This is a genomic window from Ancylobacter mangrovi (assembly GCF_024752335.1).
Classification (GTDB): Bacteria; Pseudomonadota; Alphaproteobacteria; order Rhizobiales; family Xanthobacteraceae; genus Ancylobacter; species Ancylobacter mangrovi.
Genome location: NZ_JANTHY010000002.1, coordinates 48353 through 72332, shown reverse-complemented (window position 1 = coordinate 72332; position 23980 = coordinate 48353). Strand labels below are relative to the sequence as shown.

Here is a 23980-nt window from a genome sequence, read left to right as displayed (position 1 = left end):
CGACCATGATCGACGTTTCCGCCTTTCATGATGCGCTCGGCATCATGTTCGCATCGGCCGGGTCCTGGGGCTGGATCGTTCCCGGCCTCATCATCGGGCTGATCTTCAGCGCGATCCCGGGCATCTCGATCACCATGGCGATGGCGATCGTGCTGCCCATGTCGCTCTACATGGACTTCTTCCCGGCCATCGTCTTCCTGACCTCGGTCTACACCGGAGCCGGATTCGGCGGGTCGGTGCCCGCCATCTTGATGAACATACCCGGCACGCCATCCTCGTTCGCGACCACGTTCGACGGTTTCGCCATGTCGCAGAAGGGGCTGCACAACGAGGCGCTGGGGCATGCGCTCTTCGCCTCCACCATCTGCGGCATCTTCGGCTACGTGCTGCTGCTCCTGCTCATCGAGCCGCTGGCCGACATCGTGCTGCGCATCGGCCCGCTGGAGATGTTCGCAGTGGCGATCTGGGGCATGCTGCTGCTCGGCTCGCTGGGCTCGACCTATATCAGCCGCGGCCTGCTCGCCGCCGCCTTCGGCGTGCTGCTCGGCACGGTCGGCATGAACACCGCGGGCTTCACCCGCGGCACGCTGGGCATCCCCGTCCTGCTCGACGGCATCTCGCCCATCCCGGCGATGATCGGCCTGCTGGCCGCCGGCCAACTGCTCGGCCTTGCGGGGCGCGACTACATCATCGACGCCGACGGAGCGCGCGAGGTCAGCATCCGCCGCATTCTCGCCGGCTGCTGGGGCACGCTGAAATATCCCGGCGTGCTGCTGCGCGGCTCCATCATCGGCGTCGTCATCGGCGCGGTGCCGGGCGTCGGTTCCTCGATCGGCAACCTGATCGCCTATGCCGAGACCAAGCGCACCGCCAAGGACAGCGCGACCTTCGGCACCGGCAATCCCAAGGGGGTGATCGCCGCGGAATCCGCCGTCGCGAGCGGCGAGGGCGGGTCGATGGCGACCATGCTGGCCCTCGGCATTCCCGGCGGCGGCGCCACGGCGATCCTCATCGCCGCGTTCATGATGCACAACATCGTGCCCGGTCCCGGCCTCATCCAGTCGCAGAAGCCGATGGTCTACGCGATCATCCTCAACAACATGGTCCAGGCGACCGTGCTGCTGGCCGTGGGCGTCGCCTTCATCTACGTCGCCGCCAATGTCGTGAAGGTGCGCACGCGCTACGTGCTGCCGTCGGTGCTGGTGGTCGCGACGCTGGGCACCTATGCCGTCACGGGCGAGATCGCGGGGCCGATCACCCTGTTCATCTTCGCGCTGCTCGGCTTCGCGCTCAGCCGCTACGAGTACCCGATCCCGGCCGTCGTGGTGGGCATCCTGCTCGGGCGCATGCTGGAGACCGAGTTCCTCCGCTCCTATCAGATCAGTGGCGGCGATCCTCTCTACCTGTTCCAGCGCCCGGGGGCGGTGGCGATCGTCGGGGTGATGGTGGCATCGCTGGGCATGACCGCCTGGAGCAAGCGCAAGCAGCGCCGGGCCGAAGCCGCCGAGGAGGCCGCGCTGCTGCGCCAGCTCGAGCAGGACAAGGTGCCCGCACCGCCGCGCGCCAGCGCCCTCAAGGGCTGAGGCAACTGCCGGCAGTTCCACCTGTCGCGGCAGTCACTGGAGAGGGGACGGGTGCGCAGCCCGTCCCCCTTTTTTTGAGGCGGGTCCGGGAGCGTCCGACCCCAATACGAAAAAGCCCTCTCCCGTACGAGACGGGAGAGGGCCGAAAGCGAGAGCGGCTTTTGCCGCCTTCAGGCTGGGGCGGTGATGGGCACGCTGCCGAAGGAGGCGCGCTCCGCCGCGTCGAGCTGATCGATCAGCCCCATCTCCCAGGCAAGATAGCGGCGCGATGCCTCGGCATTGCCGTCATGCCTGTCATGGACGAACCAGATCCGGTCCAGCGCCTGCGCCCGGCTCATCGGGCGCGGCGTCTCGTCGATCGTCCAGCCGGCGGCCGCGCATTCGTCGAGATCGGCGCCCAGCCAATGCGCCGCGATTCCCCGCCCGGAAAGCTCCAGCGCGGCCGCCGCGACGGTGGCGGCATCGCCATAGAGCACGGCATGGCCGGTGCCGGGCGGCAGCGCGGCGGGCAAGTCGGCGGGCAAGTCGGCGCGCAAGTCGGCGCGCATCGTCCAGCGCGCTCCGCTCAGCCGCCGCTTTTCCCAGGCCTGCGAACTGCGTAGGTCGAGCAGGTGGGCGCCACGCTCGACGTACTGCGCCGCATCCCCGGGCGAACAGGGCTCGAGCGGGGGCGGGATCCGTGGCGGAACCCGCGCGAAGAGGGGGCCCGGCCGGGCCGGCTCGTCGTCCAGCGCCAGGATGTGGACCTCGAAGCCCAGCGCCTGCAGGAACAGGGCGGCGAGCGCGCCGCGCAACCCGGCATCGTCCATCAGGATCAGCCGCGCGTGGCGGACGCCGACATACTGGTCCGTTGCCTGCACGAGCTGGCCCGTGAGCACCGGAACCGCGCCCGGGACCGGCCGTCCGGCGCGTTCCGGGGCGCTGCGCAGATCAAACAGGAAGGTGCTGCGCCGCTCATCAGCGAGAAGGGTCTCGGCCTCGGCGATCGTGATGCGCGGCAGGCCGGCATCGGCAATCAGCCGCGCCGCGCGCGCCCTCGCCGCGCCGCGCGCCTTCTCGCTCAGGGAAGGCAGCGGATCCGGCTCTGCGCCCCGGTCGAGCGGGCGGCCGGACAGGGCCCAGCCCTGCGTGCCGTTCTCGAGCGCGTAGACCGGGTTCGCGACGTTCAGCGCCATGAGGCCGAGCGCCCCCACGATCCCGCGGGTCCGGCCGGCGCAGGTGAGGACGATGGGGGTGGCGTCATCCGGCAGCAGCACGCCCAGCCGATGCGCCAGTTCGCCGTTGGGAACGCAGCGCGCCCCGGCGATCCTCATCTTGGCGTATTCCGCCGGCGGGCGGGAATCGAAGAACAGGTGCGGGCGCGCCTCGCGCTGCCAGCGATCGAGCGTGTCGGCGTCGATCATGCGCGGATGGTGGCTGTGCTCGAGCAACTCGCCGAGCGTCTTGCTGGGCACATTGACGCCCGCGAACACGCCAAGACCAGCGGCCTTCCACGCGGGCAGGCCGCCGGCCACGATCGCCACGTCGCGATAGCCGCAAGCGGCGAGCCGCTCGCCCGCCCGCTCAGCCAGGCCGTCGCCGTCGTCGATCAGAAGTATCGGACAATCAAGGCGTGGAACGAGCGAAGTTGCCGACACTTCCAGTTGGCTGAACGGGCAGGGCACCGCGAACAGCGGATGGCCGTCGCCAAAGGCTGCAGCTTCTCGAACATCGAGGAACGCAATCTCCGCGCCGGCATGGAGGCGGCTCTTGGCCACCTCCGCCGTGACGGACGCCACCGTCATCCGACGTTCTCGCCGCGGAAGAAGCGATAGAACGCCGCGTAGATGAGGTCGGGCCTGTGCTCGGCCGGATAATGGCCGGTGGGCACCGAGAAGCCGACGAGATCGTCGGCCCAGTCCGACCAGGCCTCGACCGGCTTGAAGTGCCGCCCGCAATGGCTGTTGTCGCCCCAGATCACCAGCGTCGGGCAGGTGATGCGACGCTTGCCGAAATCGGCCGTGTCCATTTCCAGGTCGACGGTGACGGTCGCCCGATAGTCCTCGCACACGGCGTGGATCTGTTCGGGTGTGGCACAGCGGACATATTCCTCCATCGCCTCGGGCGTGAAGATTTCCAGGCCGACGCCCTTCTTGTTGAGCTTGTAGCGCATGTAATAGTCGAGGTCGGCGCCCAGCAGCTTCTCGGGAAACGGCGCCTTCTGCGCCATGAAGAACCAGTGATAGCTTTCGCGCGCCCAGCCGAGCGTGATGTTGTTCAGCACATGGTGCGTGGGAACGATGTCGAGCGCCGCGTAGCGGATGATGCGTTCGGGCTGGTCGAGAGCCATCCGGAAGCCGACCCGGGCGCCGCGGTCATGGCCGGCGACGGCGAAGCGCGTGTGGCCCAGCGCGTCCATGACGTCGAAGGCGTCCTCACCGATGGCGCGGAACGAGTAGCCGGAATGATCCTCGCCGCCATAGGGCTTCGAGCTGTCGCCATAGCCACGCATGTCGATAGCGACCACGGTGAAATCCCGCGCCAGTGACGGGGCGACCTTGTGCCAGCTCACCAGCGTCAGCGGGTTGCCGTGGATCAGCAGCAGGGGAGGGCCTTCGCCGGCAATGGCCACGTTGATCTCGGCGCCGCGCGTCTTGATCCGCTGGCGGGTGAACCCTTCCATCAACCGGGTGGACGGGACGAGCTCGGGCACGGCCTCCAGAGTCGACATGGGCTTTTTCCTCCCTACCAATGCAGTAAAACCTCTCTATCCCCTTTTTGCCAACTGTCAACAATTTGTTCGAATCGATTGCGTGTGGTTTGAAGCCCGCGGGAAGGTCGCCGAAGCCGCCGCGAACCGGGCTTACGAGATCGCGACCCGCGAGCGCCGAGCCCGTTCCCGGATCGAAAATTCTTCCTCCACCGCCGCACTCGCCGGCATCCGTAGGTCCGATCTCACCGCGCCATCCCCAGGCGGGACGCAAGGCTCCAGATCGGCTCGATGAGCAGGTTGGAAAGCACCACCCGCACCAGATGGAAGCCGAGCACCAGTGCCACCGGAGCGTCGAGCGCCCGGGCGGTCAGCGACATTTCCGGCATGCCGCCCGGCGCCATGCCGAGGATGACGGCCGCCGTCGGCAAACCGGAAAGCCAGGCGAGGACGACCGCGAGCGTGGCCAGGGTCGCGGCGAGTGCCAGCGTCGATATGACGGAGGCGACGAGGAGATGCCACGAACGTAGCAGGAATTCGCGGGTGAGCCGTATGCCGAGCGCGGTCCCGAGCACCGCCTGGGCGGCGTCGATCATCGGCACCGGCACGCCCGAGGGCAGCGCGTCGAACGAGCAGAGGGTCACGGCCATGAAGCATGGCATGATCATCCACGGATTGGTGAGGTGCAGGCGATTGCCGATCCGTGCGCAGAAGAAGCCGGCCACCAGCATGCCTGCAAGCGCGAGAGCATGGACGGGTGGGGCGGCCGAGTTCATCGGAAAGTCGCCGTGGTGGGAGATGCCCGACAAGGCGAGGAGCGGCGGAATGGTAAGCACCACCACGACGAGCCGGATCGACTGGGTGAAGGTGACGGTGGCGACGTCGGCGCCGATGCGCTCCGCCTGAATCGCCATCACGATGACGCCGCCAGGCACGGCGCAGTAATAGCCGGTCTTGGTGTCGGTGCCGGCCAGCCTGGCGAAGAGCCGGCTAAAGACCACTCCGACGCAGATCGTCGAGACCCCGGCCAGAACCACGATGGGCAGGGCCGAGGCGACGGCCGAGAGGATGGTGGAGGTGAAGCTCTGCCCGAGACCGAGCCCCAAGACGATGAGCGCGAGAGGGCGCGCGCCGGGCCAGAGGAAGCCGGGCGTGATCCATACCTGCACGGCGCAGGAGATCATGGCGCCGATCATCCAGGGCAGCGGCAGATGAACGAGACTGGCGAGATACCCCCCGAGAGCGCCAACCGCGAGCGTGAGTGCGCCACGCGCGCCGTTCGCAATCAGCTGCTTGCGTCGGTCATCGCCGGGAGAAGCGGCGATATCCTCGCCAAGAGAATGGGTCACGCACATCTCCCGCGCGCGGGCACCGCAGCGCCCGCGCCGCCTGAAAATCGTCTAGCCGTGGATCAGCCGAGTTCGGCGAGCGTGTCGTCGAGCAATGCCTTCACGCGTCCGACGAGATCGTGAATCTCGGCTTCCGTGATGATCAGCGCCGGGGAGAAGGCCAGGCGGTTGCCTACATGTCGCAGGATCAGGTCGTGCTTGAGGGCGTTGGCCTCCAGCTTCGCCGGAAGGCCGACGCTTGCGGGGAACATCTCGCGCGTCTTCTTGTCAGCGACCACCTCGATGCCGGCGATCAGGCCGCAACCGGCGACATCGCCCACCAGCGGATGATCGTTCAATGCGGCAAGGCCGCCGAGGAAGATCGGCTCCATGGCCTTCACATGGCCGATCATGTCCGTCTCGTCGTAGATCTTAAGCGTCTCCAGCGCGACCGCTGCGGCGACCGGGTGGCCCGCATAGGTGTAGCCGTGCACGAAGCGGCCGTTCCGATCGCTCTGGATCTTCATCCCCTCGAAGATGCGCTCGTTGATCAGAACCGCCGAGATCGGCTGCATGGCAGCGGAAAGAGCCTTGGCGCAGGTGATGATGTCGGGCGTGATGGAGAAGGTCTGCGAGCCCCACATATTGCCCGTGCGGCCGAAGCCGCAGATCACCTCGTCGGCGACGAACAGGATGTCGTACTTGCGAAGGACGGCCTGCACCTTCTCGAAATAGCCCTTCGGCGGAAGCACCGCGCCGGCGCCGCCGACCACCGGATCGGCCCAGAAGGCGGCGATCGTCTCGGGGCCTTCCTCGAGGATCAGCCGTTCCAGATTGTCGGCGAGGCGCTGGGAGAACTCTTCCTCGCTCTCTCCGTCGACATGGTGGCGGTAATAATAGGGCATGTCCGTGTGGAGGAAGCCGGGGAACGGCAGTCCGAAGCCGGCATGGAATTCCGGCTTGCCGGTGAGGCAGACGTCGATCGTGGTCGAGCCGTGATAGGAGCCCTTGCGCGAGATGATCTTGCGCTTCTCCGGCTTGTCGAGGGCGTTCCAGAAGTACCAGACCAGCTTGACGGCCGTGTCGTTGGCTTCCGAGCCGGAACACTGCAGCAGGACCTTCGACATCGGGCAGGGCGCCAGCGCCAGCAGCCGCTCGGAGAGCTCGATCGCGGCCCCGTTCGAGGCGCCGCGGAAGATCTGGTAGTAGCCGAGGTTCTTCATCGCGTCGTAAGCAACGCGGGCGAGGCGCTCATTGCCGAAGCCGAGCGAGGCGCACCACAGGCCGGCGGCGGCGTCGAAGAATTCGCGCCCTTCCTCGTCATAGACGAACAGCCCACGGCCCCGGGTGAAGATTTCCGGGCCCTTCTCCAGATGAACGCGCAGATTGGTGTGAGGGTGCACGACCGCGCCGATGTCGCGGGCATAGGGACTGTTGGCCTCGAAGTGCTTCATCGTGGTTCCCGAGGTGTGAGAGCAGCGCAACCGGCGAGGTGAAAGTTTCACGGCAAACGTTCATTCCATACAATAGAATGAAAATTCATTGAATAGAATGAAGGCTTCGGCTAACGTCGTCAAGCCGAAGCCGAGCGTCGGGGTCTGAAGTGGGAGAGCGCGCAATGGAAATCTGGAACAACTACATCAATGGCGCCTATGTCCCGCCGCGATCCGGTGCCTATCTCGACTGCGACAATCCCTTCACCGGCGAGGTCTGGGGCCGGGTGCCACGCTCCTCGCCCGAGGATGTGGAGGCTGCGGTGGCGGCCGCCTCGCGTGCCTTCCGGGAAGGGCCCTGGAGCACGATGACCCAGCCCGCGCGGGCGGCGCTGATGCGGCGGCTCGGGGACGTTGTCGCCGCGCATGTCGATGAGCTCGCCGCCATCGAGGTGCGGGACAACGGCAAGACCTATCGCGAGATGAAGGCGCAGGTCGGGCGCATCCCCGAGTGGTACTACTTCTATGCCGGCCTTGCCGACAAGATCACGGGCGAGGTGCTGCCGACCGATCGCCCGGAACATCTGAGCTATACTCGCCGCGAGCCATTGGGCGTGATCGGCATGATCACGCCCTGGAATTCGCCGCTGAATCTGCTGGCCTGGAAGCTGGCGCCGGCCCTGGCGACAGGCAATACGGCGGTAATCAAGCCCTCGGAGTTCACCTCCGCCTCGGCATTGCGCTTCGCCGCGCTGGTGGGAGAGGCAGGATTCCCCGAGGGAGTCGTCAATGTCGTCACGGGTCTTGGCGGCGAGGCCGGCAAGGCGCTCGTCGACCATCCGGACGTCGTGAAGCTGGCCTTCACGGGCGGGGTCGATGGAGGGCTCGCCGTCTATGCGGGCGCGGCCAAGCGGCTCAAGCCGGTCATCCTCGAATTGGGCGGCAAGTCACCCAACATCGTGTTCGAGGATGCCAATCTCGACAATGCCGCGCAGGGCGCGGTGGCGGGCATCTTCGCGTCGGGTGGGCAGAGCTGCATCGCCGGCTCGCGACTGCTGGTGCAGCGCTCGATCTATGACACCTTCGTCCCGCGGGTGGTCGATCTCGCGGGCCGGATACGGCTCGGCGACCCGATGGACCCGGCGACCCACATCGGGCCGGTTGCCAACAGGCCGCAGTTCGACCGCATTCTGCAGCGCATCGAGATGGGAAGGGGCGAAGGTGCGGTGGTCGCCTGTGGCGGCGGGCCCGCCACGCGCCCCGGCCTTGGAAAGGGGCTGTTCATCGAGCCGACGATCTTCACAGGCGTCGTAAACGGCATGCGCATTGCGCAGGAGGAGATCTTCGGGCCGGCGCTTTGCGTCATACCCTTCGAGGATGAAGCCGATGCGCTGCGGATCGCCAACGACATCCGCTTCGGCCTCGGTGCAGGCCTCTGGACGCAGGACGTCAACCGGGTCCACCGCGTGGCGGCGAAGCTTCAGGCCGGCACGGTCTGGGTGAATACCTACCGCGCGAGCTCCAACATCACGCCCTTCGGCGGATACAAGATGTCCGGGCTCGGGCGCGAGGGAGGCGCGGACATGATACATGAATACCTCCAGACCAAGAGCGTGCTGGTGAACCTGTCGGGCAAGTATGTGTCCCCCTTCGATCTCTAGGTGCTGGAGCGGCCGATGCCGGCGGTGATCGTCAATCAGCTCGGGCCGGAGATCGGCGCGCGTCTGGCCGACCATCCCTCGCGGCCCGTCATCGTCGAGCATGATGGCTCCAGCCGTCCCTGGGAGGTGGATTCGGCGGCGGATATCCTGCTCACCCGCGCCTTTCCGGCGTGGCGAAGCGCCCCGGCATCGCCGCCCGAAGGCTGGCCGCATCGTCTGCGATGGGTGCAGACCATGTCCGCCGGCATGGATGCCTATCCGGCCTGGATGTGGTCGGGCACGATCGTGAGTTCCGGGCGCGGCATTGCCGCCGTCCCGATCGCCGAATATGTGCTGGCCGCCCTGCTGGTCCGCGAGAAGCGTATCGAGGAGGTCACGGTACGCGGGCCCGACGCCTGGCGCGAAGTTACCCTCGGCCGGCTGGAAGGGGCGACGCTGGGCCTGGTCGGCTACGGCGCCATAGGCCAGGCGATCGCGCGGAGGGCCGCCGCCTTCGACATGCGGATCCTGGCGACGCGACGCGGCGTCTGGTCAGGCCGGGAGTCGGGTGTCGAACCGTGCGCCCTGCCGGCCATGGTTGCGCAGGCCGATCATCTCGTGGTCGCCGTGCCATCGACGGCGGAAACGCGCCATATCGTCTCCAGCGAGCTGCTGGCCATGGCGAAGCCCGGCCTGCACCTCGTCAATGTCGGGCGCGGCGATCTCGTCGATCAGGATGCCTTGCTTGATGCACTGGATTCCGGCCGCCTCGGCTTCGCGACCCTGGACGTGACGGATCCCGAGCCGCTCCCGGCGGGGCACCGTCTCTACACGCACCCCTCGGTGCGCATCACCCCGCACATCTCCTGGTCGGATCCCGCCTTCCTGCGCCGTTTCTCCGACAAGATAGCGTCCAATCTGGACCGCTACCTCGCCGGCGCCCCGCTAGCCGACGTGATCGAGCCGGGGCACGCGTACTGACAGGTCGTCGTAGAAGGAGCCAGCCAGCGCGCGTGTGAGCTCGCGGGCCGCCTCGAGCACCAGCGGCCTCATGTCCTCAATGACCTCGGGCGTGAAGCGCGTCCGCGGACCCGACAATGTCACGGCCCCGACGAGACCCTGCGCGGCTCCGAAGACCGGTGCGGCGATGCCGGCGATGTCGGGCCCGCGCTGGCCGAGCGAGACGATGGGAAGACGCGCAAGCTGCGCATCGGACGCCGGGCGGGTTCCGTCCACGTCCGAAAACTCGGAGAGGACGTGACCGGGCGCGCCCTTGTCCAGCCCCACGGCCTCGCCTTCAGGCACATGCTCGCGCAGCACCTGCGAGGAATCCTCGCGGAACAGGCACACCCGCATATTGCCCTCGCGCTTGAAGAACGAGCCGCTTTCGCCCGTGCGCAGTACCAGGGCGCGCAATACGGGCCGCACGACAGGTTCGAGCCGGAGGCTGCGCTGGTAGAGATGCCCAAGCCGGAAGGTCTGCGGGCCGACCATGTAGCTCTTGTCCGGCTGCATGACGACGAGGCCGGCCTGCTGCAGGGAGATGAGCAGGCGCATCGCCGTGCTCTTCACATAGCCGCTGCGCTGGCTGATCTCGCCGAGCGAGAGCTTCGGCGTGTCCGCCGTGAACAGCGACAATATGTGGAGAGCCTTGTCGACGGCTTCGACTCCCTTGGTCTTGAGTGCCGTTTCTGCCACGTGCATTTCCTCCTTGCTGCCCAAGAACGCGGCGACCGGCGCTCAGCCCCCGAACCGCGTGCCGCCGTTTTCCCCATCGGCACCCGAATTTGCGCAAATATCATGCAGGCTTAATTCGTGCCCACAAACGCACTTGACACTCTCTCGGCAGATTTTCATTCTATCTAGCGACATACCATTCTATCTATTGGAATGAAAGGGGGTGCCGTATGGCCGTGTTGCTGTGGGATGCCCTTGCCGTAAGCGACTGCCTTCGCTTCGCCGCCTGAACCGCGGCCGACTTCCCATCCGTTCATCCGAAGGACATGCCGTCATGCTCCACTCCCCGAAGAATAACGGTTCCTCCGCCATGAAAACCCTGAGGGCCGCGCGGGCGTTCAATCGCCGCACCTTCCTGAAGGGCGCTCTCGGTGCCGGCACCGCGGCAATCGGCGCCCCTTACATCGTGCGCAACGCGTTCGCCTCATCGGGTGAACTCAGCCTGCTGACGTGGAGCGACGAAGTCCCCAACCCGGTAATTCCTGAGTTCACCAAGAAGACCGGCATCAAGGTTCGCACCACCCCATTCTCGCAGAATGAGGAGCAGATCAATAAGCTGCAGGCGACCGACGGCGAGGGCTTCGACCTGTGCATGCCGTCCTTCAGCCGGGCGCCCGAATTCCGCGAACTGGAAGTGATCGCTCCGTTCGACACCAACAAGCTGAAGCTCGACGCCATCATCCCGACCATGCTGGCGGGGTCGACCAGCCTGTGGACCTGGGACGGCAAGCTCTATCACGTGCCGCATTGCTGGGGCACGGAGGCCATTTCCTGGCGCACCGACCTGACCGACCTGAAGTACGACAGCCTCAGCTTCGGAACGCTTTGGGCGCCCGAGTACAAGGGCAAGCTCCAGGGCCGCCCGCACTCGCTGCTGCTCGGCATCGGCCTGTGGTGGGACGCCAGCGGCAAGCTACCCACCGACCGGATGCGCGACAGCTACAAGGACGAGGAGACGGCTCGCAAGATCTACGACCCGATCACCAAGTTCGCGGTGGAGAACAAGGCCCAGATCAAGCAGTTCTGGGACAGCGCCGACAATACCAAGTCCGGTTTTCTCGAAAATGGCTGCGTGATCGGCCAGACCTGGGACGGGCCGATCCTTTCGCTCAAGAAGCAGGGCAAGCCCGTGAGCTTCATGGCCCCGCAGGAGGGCGCGATCACCTGGATCGACGGCTGGGCCATGACCAAGGGCGCGACGAACATCGATCAGGCCTACGAGTTCCTCAACTTCGTCCACACGCCGGAAGTGGCCGCCATGGTGGCCGACGGCTCGGGCTACAATCCGGTGGTGAAGGGAGCGGACGCCTTCCTCTCCGAGGCGTCCAAGAAGAACTTCGCCGAGGCCTATCCCGGCGACGCGCTGGACAAGCTCTGGCTGCGGCCCCCGGACACGTCCTGGTACACGCAGCTTCGCAACGAATACGCCGAAAAGTTCAAGGCGGCCTGAGCACGCAGCGCGCCATGGAGGGCGGGCAGCCGGCTGGCCGACCCGCCTTCCTGCAAGGCCGCGCGTCTCGCTTTCGCTATCCCGGCCCGCCCGTGGCCGATCGCTATCTCTGTGCGTGGAAAAACCGTATGGCCGCAGCCGTGGAGCTTGAAGGCGTCAATGTGACGTTTGGCGAGTTCGTCGCCGTCCGGGACGCCAACCTCACCATCGAGCCGGGCGAGTTCTTCTCGTTTCTCGGCCCCTCCGGCTGTGGCAAGACCACGCTCCTGCGCACCATTTCCGGTTTCATCGAGCCGACCCGCGGCAGCGTGCGCATCGGCGGGGAGGACATGAAGGGCTTCGGACCGAACAAGCGGCCGACCGCCCTCATCTTCCAGAACCTCGCCTTGTTCCCGATGATGAGCGTGGCCGAGAACATCGGCTATGGCCTGCGCGTTCGCGGTGTGCCCCGCCACGAGCGCGACGAGAAGGTGAAGAACCTGCTCATCCAGGTCGCGCTGACCGAGCACGGCCACAAGAAGGTCTCCGAGCTCTCGGGCGGGCAGAAGCAGCGCGTCGCCATCGCCCGCGCGCTTGCGGTCGAGCCCTCGGTGCTGTTGCTCGACGAGCCGCTCTCGGCGCTCGATCTCAAGCTGCGCCAGCACATGAGGGCGGAGTTGCGCGCCATCCAGAAGCGCGTGGGCATCACCTTCATCTACATAACCCACGACCAGGGCGAGGCGCTGACCATGTCGGACCGCATCGCCGTGATGAATGCCGGGGTGATCGAGCAGGTCGGCGACGGACGTGCCGTCTATGCCGAGCCGCGCACCCCCTTCGTTGCCTCCTTCGTCGGCGAGAACAACCGGATACGCGGTCGGGTGGCATCGGTGGAGGATGGATTTGCGACGCTGGAGACGCCGCTCGGCACGCTCAAGGGCCGGAACCCCGTCGGCCTGACTCCGGGCGCCGAGGCGCTGCTGTTCGTGCGCCCGGAGTCGCTGGAGCTGAGGGCGAACGGCTCGACGGTCGGCTTCGAGGGCGAAACCCTCGATGTCGCCTATGAAGGCAGCGTCACCCATGTGACCCTGCGGGTACGTACCGGCCAGAAGATCACCGCCACCATCGGCGGCGGCGCCGGTGCACCTTCCAGCAATGAGAACCTCCGCGTGGGCTTCGAGCCGAAGGACGGGCTGTTGCTCGCCCTGCCGGCAAACCACTGAGGGGGCGGCCATGAGGAGCATCTACGTCATTCTCCTGCTGCCGCTGGTCGTGGTGATCGCCTTCTGGCTGATCGCACGCGTCGAAGGCACGGGGACGTCCACGAGCCGGCCCGGCTTTTTCCAGCGCAACGGATGGCCGATCGCGCTCTACCTCATCATCGCGGTCGGCTTCTGGGCGCTGTTCATCATCGTCCTGCCGATGATCTACATGGTGGACCTGTCGTTCCGGCCGAAGCTTCCGCTGTCGCAGATGGGTGGGCCGAAGGACGTCTACACGCTGCAGAACTACCGCTACTTCCTCTTTGGATCCCTGACGTCGACGGCTCACTGGAACTGGATCCACATCAACGCCTTCTTCACGACCATCTTCGCCAGCATCCTGATAACGCTGTTGAATTTCGCCATCTGCTACCCGCTCGCCTATCACATGGCGCAGTCCGCCACCGCGGAGAGGCTGAGGGTCCTGCTGCTGCTGCTCATCGTTCCCTACTGGGTGAACGACATCCTGCGCGCCTTCGCGTTCCGCGTGCTCCTATCTTCAGGAGGCATCGTCAACCAGGCGCTGATGGGCCTCGGATTGACGAGCGAGCCGTTCGACTTCCTCGCGGCCGATGTCGGCCTCTATATGGGGTTGAGCTACGCCTATCTGCTGCTGATGATCTTCCCGCTCTACAACGCGATCGAAAGCCTCGACAGGAATCAGATCGAGGCGGCGCGCGATCTCGGGGCGCCGTGGTGGCACATCCACGCCTTCATCGTCATGCCGCACGCCAAGCCCGGCATCGCCTCGGGATGCACGCTCGTGTTCATGCTGTGCACCGGCGCGGTCGCCACGCCCATGGTGCTCGGCGGACCGCGAACCATGTGGTTCACGCCGATCGTCTATGACCGCTTCTACCAGCTCTTCAACTGGCCGCAGGGCGCCGCCTACGCCTTCCTCCTGCTCGTCGCCTGCATCGTCTTCGTGCTGACGGTCCTGCGGATCACGGGCCTGAAGCTCGGGGAGATCACCCGGTGACGGCTGGTCCCTTCCAACGCGTCATGTTCGCGCTCTACATCGCGATCTTCTTCGTCTACCTGCTGGGTCCGCTGGTCGTCATGGTGGTCTCCGCCTTCAACACGCCGGAATACCCGCAGGTCTGGCCGATCGAAGGTTTCACGACCGGATGGTTCGGCAAGCTGTTCGCCGACCGGGACATGATGGAGGGCTTCCGCACCAGCCTGTTGATCGGCTTTCTGGTGGTCTGCATCTCGGTGCCGATCGGGCTGGCCGGCGCCATCGTCATGACCCAGATCGCGCCGCTCGCGCGCTCCTTCTACTATCTGGTCGTGGTCTCGCCGGTGCTGACCCCGGGCATCATCATCGGCATCTCGACCGTGGTGTTCTGGCGCGAGCTGACGACTGTCACCAGCACCAAGTTCTTCTATGACGGCGTCATCCTCACGGTCCTGGGCCATGCGAGCTTCATCTCGGCCTATTGCATGCTGATCATCCTGGCCCGGCTGCAGCGTTTCGACCGCTCGCAGGAGGAGGCCGCGCTCGACCTCGGCGCCTCCTATCCGCAGGTGTTCCGCCACATCCTGCTGCCGTTCCTGAAGCCCGCCCTGTTTTCCGCGGCCGTGCTGGCGTTTCTGTCGTCGTTCGAGAACTACAATACGACGACCTTCGCCATTCTCTCGGACAAGACGCTGACCACGGTCCTGGCCGGCCGGGTGCGGCAGGGCTCCACACCGACCATTTCGGCACTGGCGACCATCATCGTCGCAGTCACCCTGTGCGCCGCGCTCGCCTATGAGCTGATCAAGCGACGCGAGGACCAGAGGGGCCGGGCACGGCGCGCCGAGGCGGCGAGGGCCGAGGAGGCCGAACTGGCCCCCATCCCGGCCGAATGAAGGTTCGTCAGACCAGCAAGGAACGAGGCCATGTCTCCTCCCGTCGACAGCGTACCCAGCGATGAGCGACTTCCCGAACGCGCCGATGTGGTGATCGTGGGCGGCGGCATCATCGGCGTCAGCGCGGCCTATTACCTTGCGCGCAAGGGCCATTCGGTCGTGGTCGTGGAGAAGGGACGCATCGCCGGCGAGCAGTCCAGCCGGAACTGGGGCTGGGTCCGCCAGCAGGGGCGCGCCCTGCCGGAAATGCCGCTCGCCATGGCGAGCACGGATCTGTGGGGCAAACTCGACGGCGAACTGGGCGAGGAGACGGGATTTCGCCGCACCGGCATGATGGTCGTGACGCGCGATCCGGCGGAGGTCGCCAATTGGGAGGACATGCTCGAGCAGAAGCGCGCCTTCCAGACGCAGGGGCGCATCCTGAACGCGGCCGAGCTCCGCACTATGCTGCCGGGCACCACCGACCAGTGGGTCGCGGGCCTGTACTCTCCGATCGACGGCGTCGCCGAACCGTCCAAGGCCGCTCCCGCCATCGCCCGGGGCGCCCGGAGGCTCGGGGCGGTCATCGTCCAGAATTGCGCGGTGCGCGGATGGGAGACCTCGGCGGGCGCCGTCTCCGCGGTGGTCACAGAGCGGGGCACCATCAGGACCGACGCCGTGCTTTGCGCCGGAGGCGCCTGGACCTCGATGCTCCTGCGGCATCAGGGGATCAGCCTGCCGCAGGCCGGCGTCTTCGCTTCAGTGTTGCGTACGCAGGCGGCTCCGCAGGTGAGCGAGGGAACGGGCGGCGTCGGCAGCCCGGGCTTCTCCTTCCGTCGGCGCCTAGACGGGGGCTATTCGGTGGCCATGCGCGGCACCGGCCGGGTCGACATCACACCGCAGGGCATCCGCTACGCCGCCGACTTCCTGCCGCTGCTCATCAAGCGGGGGCGCGGGCTCAGCATCAGGGTCGGGCGTTCCTTTTTCGAGGGGCCGGAATCGCTCAGGAAGTGGCGCACGGACGGCATTTCGCCGTTCGAGGTCACGCGCGTGCTCGACCCCGTGCCGGACAAGAAACTCATCGCGAAGACCATGGGGCAGTTCCAGGCCGCCTTTCCCGCCATGAAGGGCGTGGGGATCGCGGAGACCTGGGGCGGGCTCATCGATTCCATGCCGGATGCCGTGCCGGTCATCTCGGCGATCGACAAGGCGCCGGGCTGCTATGTCGCGACCGGATTCAGCGGGCACGGCTTCGGGCTTGGACCCGCCGGTGGACGACTGGCCGCCGATCTCGTGACGGGCGACGTGCCGATCGTCGACCCGACGCCGTTTCGCCATGGGCGCTTCTTCGACGGCACCCGGCACCCGGCCACGGTGTGGGTGTGACCAAGCTATTGGGCGTGATGTCAGCTAGCGCAGAGCATCACTTGGCTTTGACGTTGGCCACGTAGCTCGTCACGACGTCCACGACGACGAGGCGGCGCTTCGCAAGCCATTCCGGTTCCGAGAAGTCGTGCTGGAACATGCTGCTCAGCGTGTAGCGGTTCGACACGTGGATGAAGCACAGGCCGAGGATCGACACGTAAAGGTTCTCGGCGTCGATGTTCTTTCGGAACACGTTTGCCTTCTGGCCCGATTTCAGAATGGTTCGTAGTGAATCCAGCAATGGGCGCGTCATATGGGGAATGGTTGCCGATTGCTGCACCATGCGGCCCATCATGAGGTTCTCGTTCATGATCAGTCGCACGAAATACGAGTCGGTGCTGAGGAAGTCGAAGGTGAGCTCGACCAACGCTTTCAGCGCCTGCCGCGGATTGGCATCGGCGACATCGAGTGTCTTCTCACGGTCGCGGATGATCTTGTACGATGCCTCGAGGGCCGCGAGGTAGAGATCGTCCTTGTTGCTGAAATAGTGGTAGATCATGCTGACGTTGACGTCGGCCGCGGCGGAAATGCGGTCGATGCGGCCACCGCTGAAGCCGTGATCGGCGAACTCGGCCATTGCCACTTCAAGGATGCGCTGGCGGGTAACGGCGGCATTGCGTTTAGCCGGCGAACGTCTACGCGGGCGCGTCTCCGCCGAAACGGTGTCGGGTGGCTCCGTGGACGACGAATCTTCCTGGCGATCTTCGGCAGAGTTTGGCGTGGCGGTCGTCATCCGTTCTCCGGTTGGAATGGCGCATCGGAAAAGCACTGCGCGGCCAGAGTGAGCAGGTCCATATCCTTGCCGCGTCGCGCCATGATCGACAATCCCACGGGCGCGCCGTCTACGACCCCGATCGGAATGGTGACCTGCGGCAGTCCTCCGAGACCGGCGGGACACAGCAATTCCATGGCCTGGCGTCGATAATCGTTCTCCACCTGGGCCGTCGAGCTGTCGCGCGGCGGTGCGGCGCCCGGCGTGGTGGGCAGGCAGACGAGGTCCTGCTCGCCGATCTTGGCCGACAGCTCGGACGCGATCGCGTCGGCGCGCTGGCGGGCGGAGGCGGCCTCGTTGGAATCCACGAGGGCGGCGGCAGCCAGACGCTGGCCGACACCATCGCCGAAGGTCGGGTGGACGCGCTCGATCCACGGCCCGAGAGACTGCCAGATTTCACTCGCCTGCACGGTGCGGAAGACGTCGAGCCAGGTGCCCAGCCCCTCGGGGCTCAGCGGTTGTGAGACGTGGTCGGGAAAGAGGTTCGAGAGGCGCTGAACGCCGGCATCGAGCACCGCACGAACGCGGGCGTCGCAGTGGTCGAAGGCGTCCGTCGCGATGACCAGGCGGTTGAAACCGGAGGTGGCCGTTTCGCCGAGAAGCACGTCGCCGACGCGCTTCAGCAATGCCGGGTCGCGCGCGAACCAGCCGACCGTGTCGAAGCGTGGAGCAAAGCGACAGATGCCCGTGAGCGAAATGCGTCCGTGGGTCGGCCTTATCCCGAACAGGCCGCAATAGGCCGCCGGGACACGCACCGAGCCGCCGCAATCGGTGCCGAGCGCGAAGTCCACGATCTTTCCCGCCACGGCAACCGCCGAACCGCTGGAGGATCCGCCAGGCAGGCGATCGCGGGCGGCCGGGTTGACCGGCATCCCATAATGGAAGTTCTCGCCGGAAAGCGAATAGCAGAGTTCGTCGCTGAGCGTGCGACCGACCAGATCCGCGCCGGCGTCGAGCAGCCGGATGACAGCCGCCGCCGTGGCGTCGGCCGGCTCATGGGAGGCAAGCCAGGCGGGGTGGCCGAAGCCCGTCCGGCTGCCCGCCACATCGAACACGTCCTTGATCGCGAAGGAAAGCCCCGAGAGCGGACCGGCATCCGCTCCCGGCGCGCCGACATGGTTGTCGTGGCAGAAGGCCCCGAAACGTTCGGCCGGTGGATGATCACAGATATTGGCAGGCGGCATTGGAAGGCACTCGTTTCAGTTCGGGAGATGCAGCGTCGCTGCCGGACGGGTCATGGTGCGTCGTCCGCGCTTGTAGGCGAACAGCACCGGGGCAAGTTCGGCGACGGCCGCTTCCCGGGTCTGGCAGTCGAGCACGACGAAGTCCGCCGACTTGCCCGGGGCAAGGCCATAGTCGCGGGCATTGATGAGGCGCGCGGAACGCTCGGTGATCATGTTGAAACACTCGCGAATGTCTTCGGTCGCGCCGATATGGCAGATGTTTGCGTTGAGGTTCGCCATGCGGATCAGGGAACAGTCACCGAAAGGCGTGAACGGGTTCAACACGTTGTTGGTCGAGAGCGAGCAATTCACGCCGTGGTGGACGAGCTTGTGGGCGTGGGTGACGCCACGCGGCTGGTTGCACTCGCAATCGCGTCCCATGAGGAAGAGATCGGTCGAGGGCAGGACGGTGAGCGCGACGCCGGCGTCGCGCATGCGTTGCGCCGCGGCGTCGAAGCGCGTGGCGCTTGCGGCGGAAAGCTTCGTGACGTGGCCGATGGCCGTGCGCCCGCCCCAGCGATAGCGGTCCGCCATGGCACAGACATAGTCGAGATCGAGGTTCTCGGCCGTCGGGCCGAAGTCGAGATGCATGTCGATGTCGGCGTCGAACTCGCGCGCCATCTCGAAGACCCGGTCGATCTGGCCGTGCGGGTCCGAATCCGTGTAGGGCGCGGCGCCGACGACCCGCGCGCCCTTCTTCAGAGCCTCGACCATCAGCTCGTCCGTACCGGGATTGTTGAGCAGGCCCTCCTGCGGGAACACGCAGATCTCGATGTCGATCGCCCAGCGATATTCCTCGATCAGCGGCAGCACACCTTCAAGGCCGCGCAGGCCGATGCCGGGATCGACCTCGAGCTGGGTTCGCATATGGGTCGTGCCCTGCATCAGGCACTTCTCCAGCGTGCGCTTGCCGCGCTGGTAGACGTCTTCCGGGGTGAAGCCCGCCTTGGCCTTGGCGACCTCGCCAATGGCTTCGGCGAGATCGCCTTTTTGCGACTGGCAACGGTCCAGAATGCAGGACTTGTCGAGATGGATGTGGGTTTCGACAAAACCCGGCGCGACGAGACGACCGCCGACATCCAGTTCCTCTCCCTCGGCGCTGAGGTTCGGCTCGATCGCCGCGATGCGGCCCGCTGAAATTCCGATATCGGTCAGATGCTCCGGGGCATCGGGAAGACGGGCGTTCCGTATGATCAGATCCATCGACAATGCTCCCTCGCGCCGGCTCAAGCCGCCGCCTGTTGCCAAATCGTCTCGGCGGCCCGCTGGGCCTGCCGGCAGATGCTTTCCTCATCGACGCCTACCGCGCGTCCGTCGCGCACACGGGCAATGCCGTCGATGAATACATGCCGGACGTGGCTTCCCTGGCCGCAATGAACCAGATTTCCCAACGGGTCCAGCAGAGGTACGAAGCTCGGTCGATCAATGTCGACGAGCACGATATCGGCCTTCTTGCCCGGAACCAGCGATCCGATGTCCTGATCGAGCCGGAGGGCGCGGGCGCCGTTCAGCGTCGCCATCGCGAAGACGTCCTCGGGCTGCCAGTCGGGGGCCACGCCGCCGGCCTGCAGCCGGCCGATGCACAGCGCCCAGCGCATGGCCTCGATCATGTCGCCAAGCAGATTGTCGGTCGCAAGGGCGAGATTGGCACCGGCTTCCCTGAGGCGCCGGGTCGGGGCCATCATGCCGCCGCCGGCATTGCCCTTGGGCACGTGCGCGACCGTGATGCCGGCTGCGCCGGCCCGGGCAATATCGGTATCGTTCATCATGATGCAGTGGGCGGCGATCAGACGGTCGTCGAGAAGGCCGACATCGTCGAGCAGCTCCGTCGGCGTCATGCCATCGCGGCGGGCGATCAATTCGACCTCGAGCCGGCTCTGGGAGAGGTGGGTCGAGACCACGAGGCCGGTGGCCTCGCGCGCGGCGCGGATCTCGGTGAGAAAATCGCGCGAGCAGGTGTCCGGTGCGTGCGGGCCAAGGGCGACCGAGACCCGGCCGTCATGACTGCCATGGAAACGTTCGGCCAGCGCCAGTGCGGCCTCGAGCGATCGCCGGCCTATGTTCGGATCGTATTCCCACCGTCCCTGCTGCACGCGAGTGAAGTCCACATCGTGCAGCCGGTCGCTCGCGCTCACCCGCAGGCCGAGTTCGGCCATGGCGGGAAGCGTCTCTTCGACATGGACATACATGTCGTTGATGAGGGTCGTGCCGAACTTCAAGGACTCCAGCGCGCCGAGGCGGGCGAGCGCCACGGCATCCTCGGCAGCGATGGCGTGGCCTTGGGGCACGCCGGGCGTATAGGCCGGCGCGAAGCCCATGTCTTCGGCCACGCCGCGCATCAGCGAGAGCACGGAATGGGTGTGGACGTTGATCAGCCCTGGGATGGCCAGCAGCCCTCGCCCGTCGACGATCTCACGCGCCAGTGGAGGCGGGCCGCTGGCGGTGTCGACCAGAGCGAGGCGATCGCCCCGCACGGCGATCCGTCCGCCATGGATCGGCGCGGCGCCCGGCTCGCCCGTGATGACGAGCACATTCTCGATGAGAAGGTCGAAGGGCGCGGCGGGGGCGGAGTCCATTCAGATCTCCAGCGGCATGCCGGGAACAGCCAGCGCAGCGATGCGCGCCTCCTCCATCGCGGCGACAATGGCGGGCTCGAATTCGCGTGGGCCCTGGGCGAAATGTGCCGAGACCCAGCCGAAGAGGTAATCGTCGCGACCGATCAGGGGCGCGACGATTTGCGAGCGGGTGCCGAAGATCTGTACCAGCGCTTGAGGAGGGGCGAGAGAGGCGTCTGCGAAGACATCGCCCTGAACGAGTGTCCGACGGTTTTTCTCGATCCACCGTACGGTTCGAGCCCGGCGATGATCGACGGCGCTGTTGCCCATCATGGTTACGGCCGAGGGGGCAAGCACCTCGGCGCAAGGCACGTTCACGCTGAGGCCAAGCGCGGGGTAATCCATGCGCACCGTACACCGCATGGCGCCCGTGAGCGCCATCAGCTGCGTCAGCAGGGGCGCGAGGGCGGCCTTCAGGCCGGCGGCATCGGTCGTCGTGCTCATGAGGGGAGGCTCCCGGCGAGTTCGATGCGTCCCTGCGCGAGGCCGACGCAGAAATGGCTGACGAAGGGTTCGATGGCGGAAAGGGTCGCCTTGCGCGAGGCGTTGGCAGTAAAGATCTCGCGGGCCCGCTCGTTCAGCCGCGCCCTTAGCGCCGGGTAGTCGATCGCGAGCAGGCGCCCGTCCTGCACCACGGTACGCCCCCCCACCATGACGCGCGTGATGCTGCGACCTTCTTCGGCAAAAACCAGCTGATGGATCGCGTCGTTGAGCGGGGTGAAGTTCACCGAGCCGAGATCGAGGAAGACGAGATCGGCGGCCAGACCGGGGCGGATGTCGCCGGTCACTTCCTGCAGGCCGAGCGCCCGCGCGCTGCCGCAGGTCGCCATCTCGAAAATGTCGCGCGGGGTCAGCCAATCCTCGGGATCGAATGAGGCGGTGCGCGGCAGGTAGCAGGCGAGGCGCATCACTTCGAACAGGTTCTGGTGATCCGAACAGCTGCACGCATCGCTGCCGAGGCCGACCCGAATCCCGGCGCTCACCATGGCCGGGACATCGGCGACGCCGCTGCCCAGCCGGAAATTGCTCGACGGGTTATGCGCGACCGAACAGCCGCGCTTCGCCAGGATCTCCAGATCGGCCGCATCGAGCCAGATGCCGTGGGCGGCGGTCACATCGGGGGCCAGAATGCCGAGCCGGTCGAGATGAGCCGTGAGGCTCATGCCATAACGCGCCTGGCCGGCAAGGGCCTGGATCTTCGATTCCGCCAGATGCGTGTGCATCGGTGCGCCGTAGTGATCGGCAAGAGCGCGGCATCCGGTCCAGAAATCGTCGGAGCAGTGCAGCGGAATGGTGGGTGCAAGACCGGGGCGTACGCGCGTGCGGTCATGGGGCCATTCGGCGAGAATGCGCTGGCAGGCCTCGAGCGCACTATCGTGTCCGCCGAGGCGGATGGCGTCGACCTGAGCCTGCGCCTCAGCCGGCAAGGCCTCGCGCAGGCCGGGGATCGCCTGCCAGAAGGTCCGGTCCGCAAGCATCGGCGCGACGACGGCTCGCATGCCCGCGTCGAGATAGCCCGATGCCGTGGCGAACATGCCTTCGGGCGAAGGGCTGGGCAGTTCCAGCACCAGGTCGTAGCAGGCCGTGCAGCCCTTCAGCAGCATCTCCGCTGCCGAGGCCTGTGCCAGCAGGTAGCGATCCGCGAGGTTCTGCCCACCGCCGGTCCAGGGCCCGTTGTGCAGGTGAAGCTCAAGTGTCCAGGAGCGCGATATGCCCTTGGCGATGGCGAGATGGCTGTGCGTATGGGCATTCACGAGGCCCGGCATAACCAGCCGATCCGATGCATCGAGACGTTCGGCATCCTCCGGCATGGAGGCTCCCGGCGGCAGAACGGCAGCGATGCGGCCGTCCGCGACAAGGAGGTCGGCGGGGCGAATCTCGCCTTGCGAAGGAAAGGCGACGAGCCCGCCACGGATTGCCAATGGGCGCGCCGTCATGCTTCCGGTCTCCTGCCGGGAAGGACGACACAGTCCGCCATCCGGAAGCCGAGCCTTACAGGTGCGCCCGGCTCGGGAAGCTGCCGGCCGACGTTCTTTTCGAGCGACTGGACGAGCGTTCCGTCCGCAAGGCGCGACCAGATGCGCAGATCCGCCCCCGTCAGGTCATGCCGCTCGACCACTGCGTCGAGCGCGGTGTCCGGGCTGTCGGCGGCATCGAGAAGGGCCAACCGTTCCGGGCGGATGCAGAGCGTGGCCGGTCCGTCGCCGAGGTCGCCCGACATGACCGGGATATCGCCCAGCGCCGTCTTAACGACGCCAGCCTCGCCGCCGCGTCGGGACAGCATTCCGCCGATCCAGTTGGCATGACCGATGAAGTCGGCGGCGAACAGCGTACGGGGTGCCTGGTAGAGCGCGTGCGGCGTATCGATCTGCTCGATCCGCCCCTTGTTCATCAGCACGATGCGGTCGGCGAGACCCATGGCCTCTTCCTGATCATGGGTGACGATGATCGAGGTGCAGCCGAACGTGCCCAGAATGGTGCGGATCTCGCGGCGCAGCTGGAGGCGCAGCTTGGCATCGAGGTTCGACAACGGTTCGTCCAGCAGCATGATATCCGGACGCGTGACGAGCGCACGGGCGAGGGCGACGCGCTGCTGCTGGCCGCCGCTGAGGGCGCTCGGGCGCCGGCTCTCCATGCCGGGAAGCTGGACCTGGTCCAGCGCCTCCGCGACGCGTCGGCCGATTTCCGCCCGCTTCACGCCGCGGTTCTTCATGCCGAAGGCGATGTTCTGCGCAACGCTCATGTGCGGGAAGAGGGCGTAGTCCTGGAAGACGAGGCCGACGTTCCGCTCATAGGGCTGGCGCAACTCCATGTCGTCGCCGCCGATGAAGATTCGTCCCTCATCGGGCCATTCGAATCCTGCGATCATCCGCAGCGTCGTGGTCTTGCCGCAGCCGCTGGGACCGAGCAGGGCAAGGATCTCGCCGCGCTGGACCTCGAAGGAAACGTCGTCGACCGCTGCCGCCGAGCCGAAGCGCTTCGTGATGTTCTGCAGTTCGAGGACAGTCATG

The 23980-nt window shown here is 66.4% G+C and carries 20 protein-coding genes; 8 read left to right on the top strand and 12 right to left on the bottom strand.

All coding sequences use genetic code 11. The features are described 5' to 3' along the window. The first annotated feature begins 5 nt into the window (after nt 1-5). On the top strand, nt 6-1583 hold the full coding sequence (locus NVS83_RS06165) for a tripartite tricarboxylate transporter permease (protein WP_258738550.1): 1578 nt from the start codon (nt 6-8) through the stop codon (nt 1581-1583). 170 nt (nt 1584-1753) lie between these two features. Here the strand turns inward: NVS83_RS06165 and NVS83_RS06160 are convergent, their stop codons facing one another. The 4 genes from NVS83_RS06160 to NVS83_RS06145 all read right to left on the bottom strand — a co-directional run bounded on the left by NVS83_RS06160 (nt 1754) and on the right by NVS83_RS06145 (nt 7054). Then, a complete protein-coding gene (locus tag NVS83_RS06160) occupies nt 1754-3367 on the bottom strand; it encodes a rhodanese-like domain-containing protein (protein WP_258738549.1) in 1614 nt (537 codons plus the stop codon). Beyond that, nucleotides 3364-4293, bottom strand: a complete 930-nt coding sequence (locus NVS83_RS06155) for an alpha/beta fold hydrolase (protein WP_258738548.1) — start codon at nt 4291-4293, stop codon at nt 3364-3366. The genes NVS83_RS06160 and NVS83_RS06155 overlap by 4 nt, the downstream gene beginning before the upstream one ends. A gap of 224 nt (nt 4294-4517) precedes the next feature. Then, the gene (locus NVS83_RS06150; protein WP_258738547.1) at nt 4518-5627 is read right to left on the bottom strand and encodes an AbrB family transcriptional regulator; all 1110 of its coding nucleotides are present in this window, start codon (nt 5625-5627) and stop codon (nt 4518-4520) included. A 56-nt stretch (nt 5628-5683) separates the two neighbouring features. Further along, nucleotides 5684-7054 carry an aminotransferase gene (locus NVS83_RS06145; protein ID WP_258738546.1) on the bottom strand — a complete coding sequence of 457 codons (1371 nt, stop codon included), beginning with the start codon at nt 7052-7054 and terminating at the stop codon, nt 5684-5686. 164 nt (nt 7055-7218) lie between these two features. Between NVS83_RS06145 and NVS83_RS06140 the strand changes: the two genes are divergently transcribed. Continuing rightward, the gene (locus NVS83_RS06140) at nt 7219-8694 is read left to right on the top strand and encodes an aldehyde dehydrogenase (RefSeq protein WP_258738545.1); all 1476 of its coding nucleotides are present in this window, start codon (nt 7219-7221) and stop codon (nt 8692-8694) included. Between the two features lie 15 nt (nt 8695-8709). Then, nucleotides 8710-9654 carry an NAD(P)-dependent oxidoreductase gene (locus NVS83_RS06135; protein ID WP_258738544.1) on the top strand — a complete coding sequence of 315 codons (945 nt, stop codon included), beginning with the start codon at nt 8710-8712 and terminating at the stop codon, nt 9652-9654. Here the strand turns inward: NVS83_RS06135 and NVS83_RS06130 are convergent. Further along, a complete protein-coding gene (locus tag NVS83_RS06130) occupies nt 9619-10395 on the bottom strand; it encodes an IclR family transcriptional regulator (protein ID WP_258738543.1) in 777 nt (258 codons plus the stop codon). The genes NVS83_RS06135 and NVS83_RS06130 overlap by 36 nt on opposite strands. Before the next feature lie 325 nt (nt 10396-10720). Here NVS83_RS06130 and NVS83_RS06125 point away from each other — a divergent pair, with 325 nt between their 5' ends. The 5 genes from NVS83_RS06125 (at nt 10721) to NVS83_RS06105 (ending at nt 16320) form a co-directional block, all read left to right on the top strand. Then, entirely contained in the window at nt 10721-11860 is a 1140-nt protein-coding gene (locus NVS83_RS06125; RefSeq protein WP_258738542.1) for an extracellular solute-binding protein, read from the top strand. A 128-nt stretch (nt 11861-11988) separates the two neighbouring features. Continuing rightward, nucleotides 11989-13062 (top strand): ABC transporter ATP-binding protein, encoded by a 1074-nt coding sequence (locus NVS83_RS06120; protein ID WP_258738541.1) that lies wholly within the window; start codon nt 11989-11991, stop codon nt 13060-13062. 10 nt (nt 13063-13072) lie between these two features. After that, complete coding sequence (locus NVS83_RS06115; protein WP_258738540.1) at nt 13073-14080, top strand: ABC transporter permease; 1008 nt, start codon at nt 13073-13075, stop codon at nt 14078-14080. Next, nucleotides 14077-14955: an ABC transporter permease gene (locus tag NVS83_RS06110; protein WP_258738539.1), complete on the top strand. Its 879-nt coding sequence runs from the start codon at nt 14077-14079 to the stop codon at nt 14953-14955. Before NVS83_RS06115 ends, NVS83_RS06110 begins: the two co-directional genes overlap by 4 nt. A 30-nt stretch (nt 14956-14985) precedes the next feature. Further along, nucleotides 14986-16320: an NAD(P)/FAD-dependent oxidoreductase gene (locus NVS83_RS06105; RefSeq protein ID WP_258738538.1), complete on the top strand. Its 1335-nt coding sequence runs from the start codon at nt 14986-14988 to the stop codon at nt 16318-16320. A gap of 37 nt (nt 16321-16357) precedes the next feature. Here NVS83_RS06105 and NVS83_RS06100 read toward each other — a convergent pair whose 3' ends face one another. Genes NVS83_RS06100 through NVS83_RS06070 form a run of 7 tightly spaced genes read right to left on the bottom strand, consistent with a single transcriptional unit; the run spans nt 16358 to nt 23979 of the window. Continuing rightward, nucleotides 16358-17092, bottom strand: a complete 735-nt coding sequence (locus NVS83_RS06100) for a TetR/AcrR family transcriptional regulator (protein WP_258738537.1) — start codon at nt 17090-17092, stop codon at nt 16358-16360. Beyond that, entirely contained in the window at nt 17089-18315 is a 1227-nt protein-coding gene (locus tag NVS83_RS06095) for an amidase (RefSeq protein ID WP_258738536.1), read from the bottom strand. The genes NVS83_RS06100 and NVS83_RS06095 overlap by 4 nt, the downstream gene beginning before the upstream one ends. A 15-nt stretch (nt 18316-18330) precedes the next feature. Further along, entirely contained in the window at nt 18331-19557 is a 1227-nt protein-coding gene (locus tag NVS83_RS06090) for an amidohydrolase family protein (RefSeq protein ID WP_258738535.1), read from the bottom strand. 23 nt (nt 19558-19580) lie between these two features. Next, a complete protein-coding gene (locus tag NVS83_RS06085; RefSeq protein WP_258738534.1) occupies nt 19581-20930 on the bottom strand; it encodes an amidohydrolase family protein in 1350 nt (449 codons plus the stop codon). Then, a complete protein-coding gene (locus NVS83_RS06080; RefSeq protein ID WP_258738533.1) occupies nt 20931-21413 on the bottom strand; it encodes a GAF domain-containing protein in 483 nt (160 codons plus the stop codon). Next, a complete protein-coding gene (locus NVS83_RS06075) occupies nt 21410-22906 on the bottom strand; it encodes an amidohydrolase family protein (protein ID WP_258738532.1) in 1497 nt (498 codons plus the stop codon). The genes NVS83_RS06080 and NVS83_RS06075 overlap by 4 nt, the downstream gene beginning before the upstream one ends. Next, entirely contained in the window at nt 22903-23979 is a 1077-nt protein-coding gene (locus tag NVS83_RS06070; RefSeq protein ID WP_258739113.1) for an ABC transporter ATP-binding protein, read from the bottom strand. Before NVS83_RS06070 ends, NVS83_RS06075 begins: the two co-directional genes overlap by 4 nt. Between the last annotated feature and the right edge of the window lies 1 nt (nt 23980).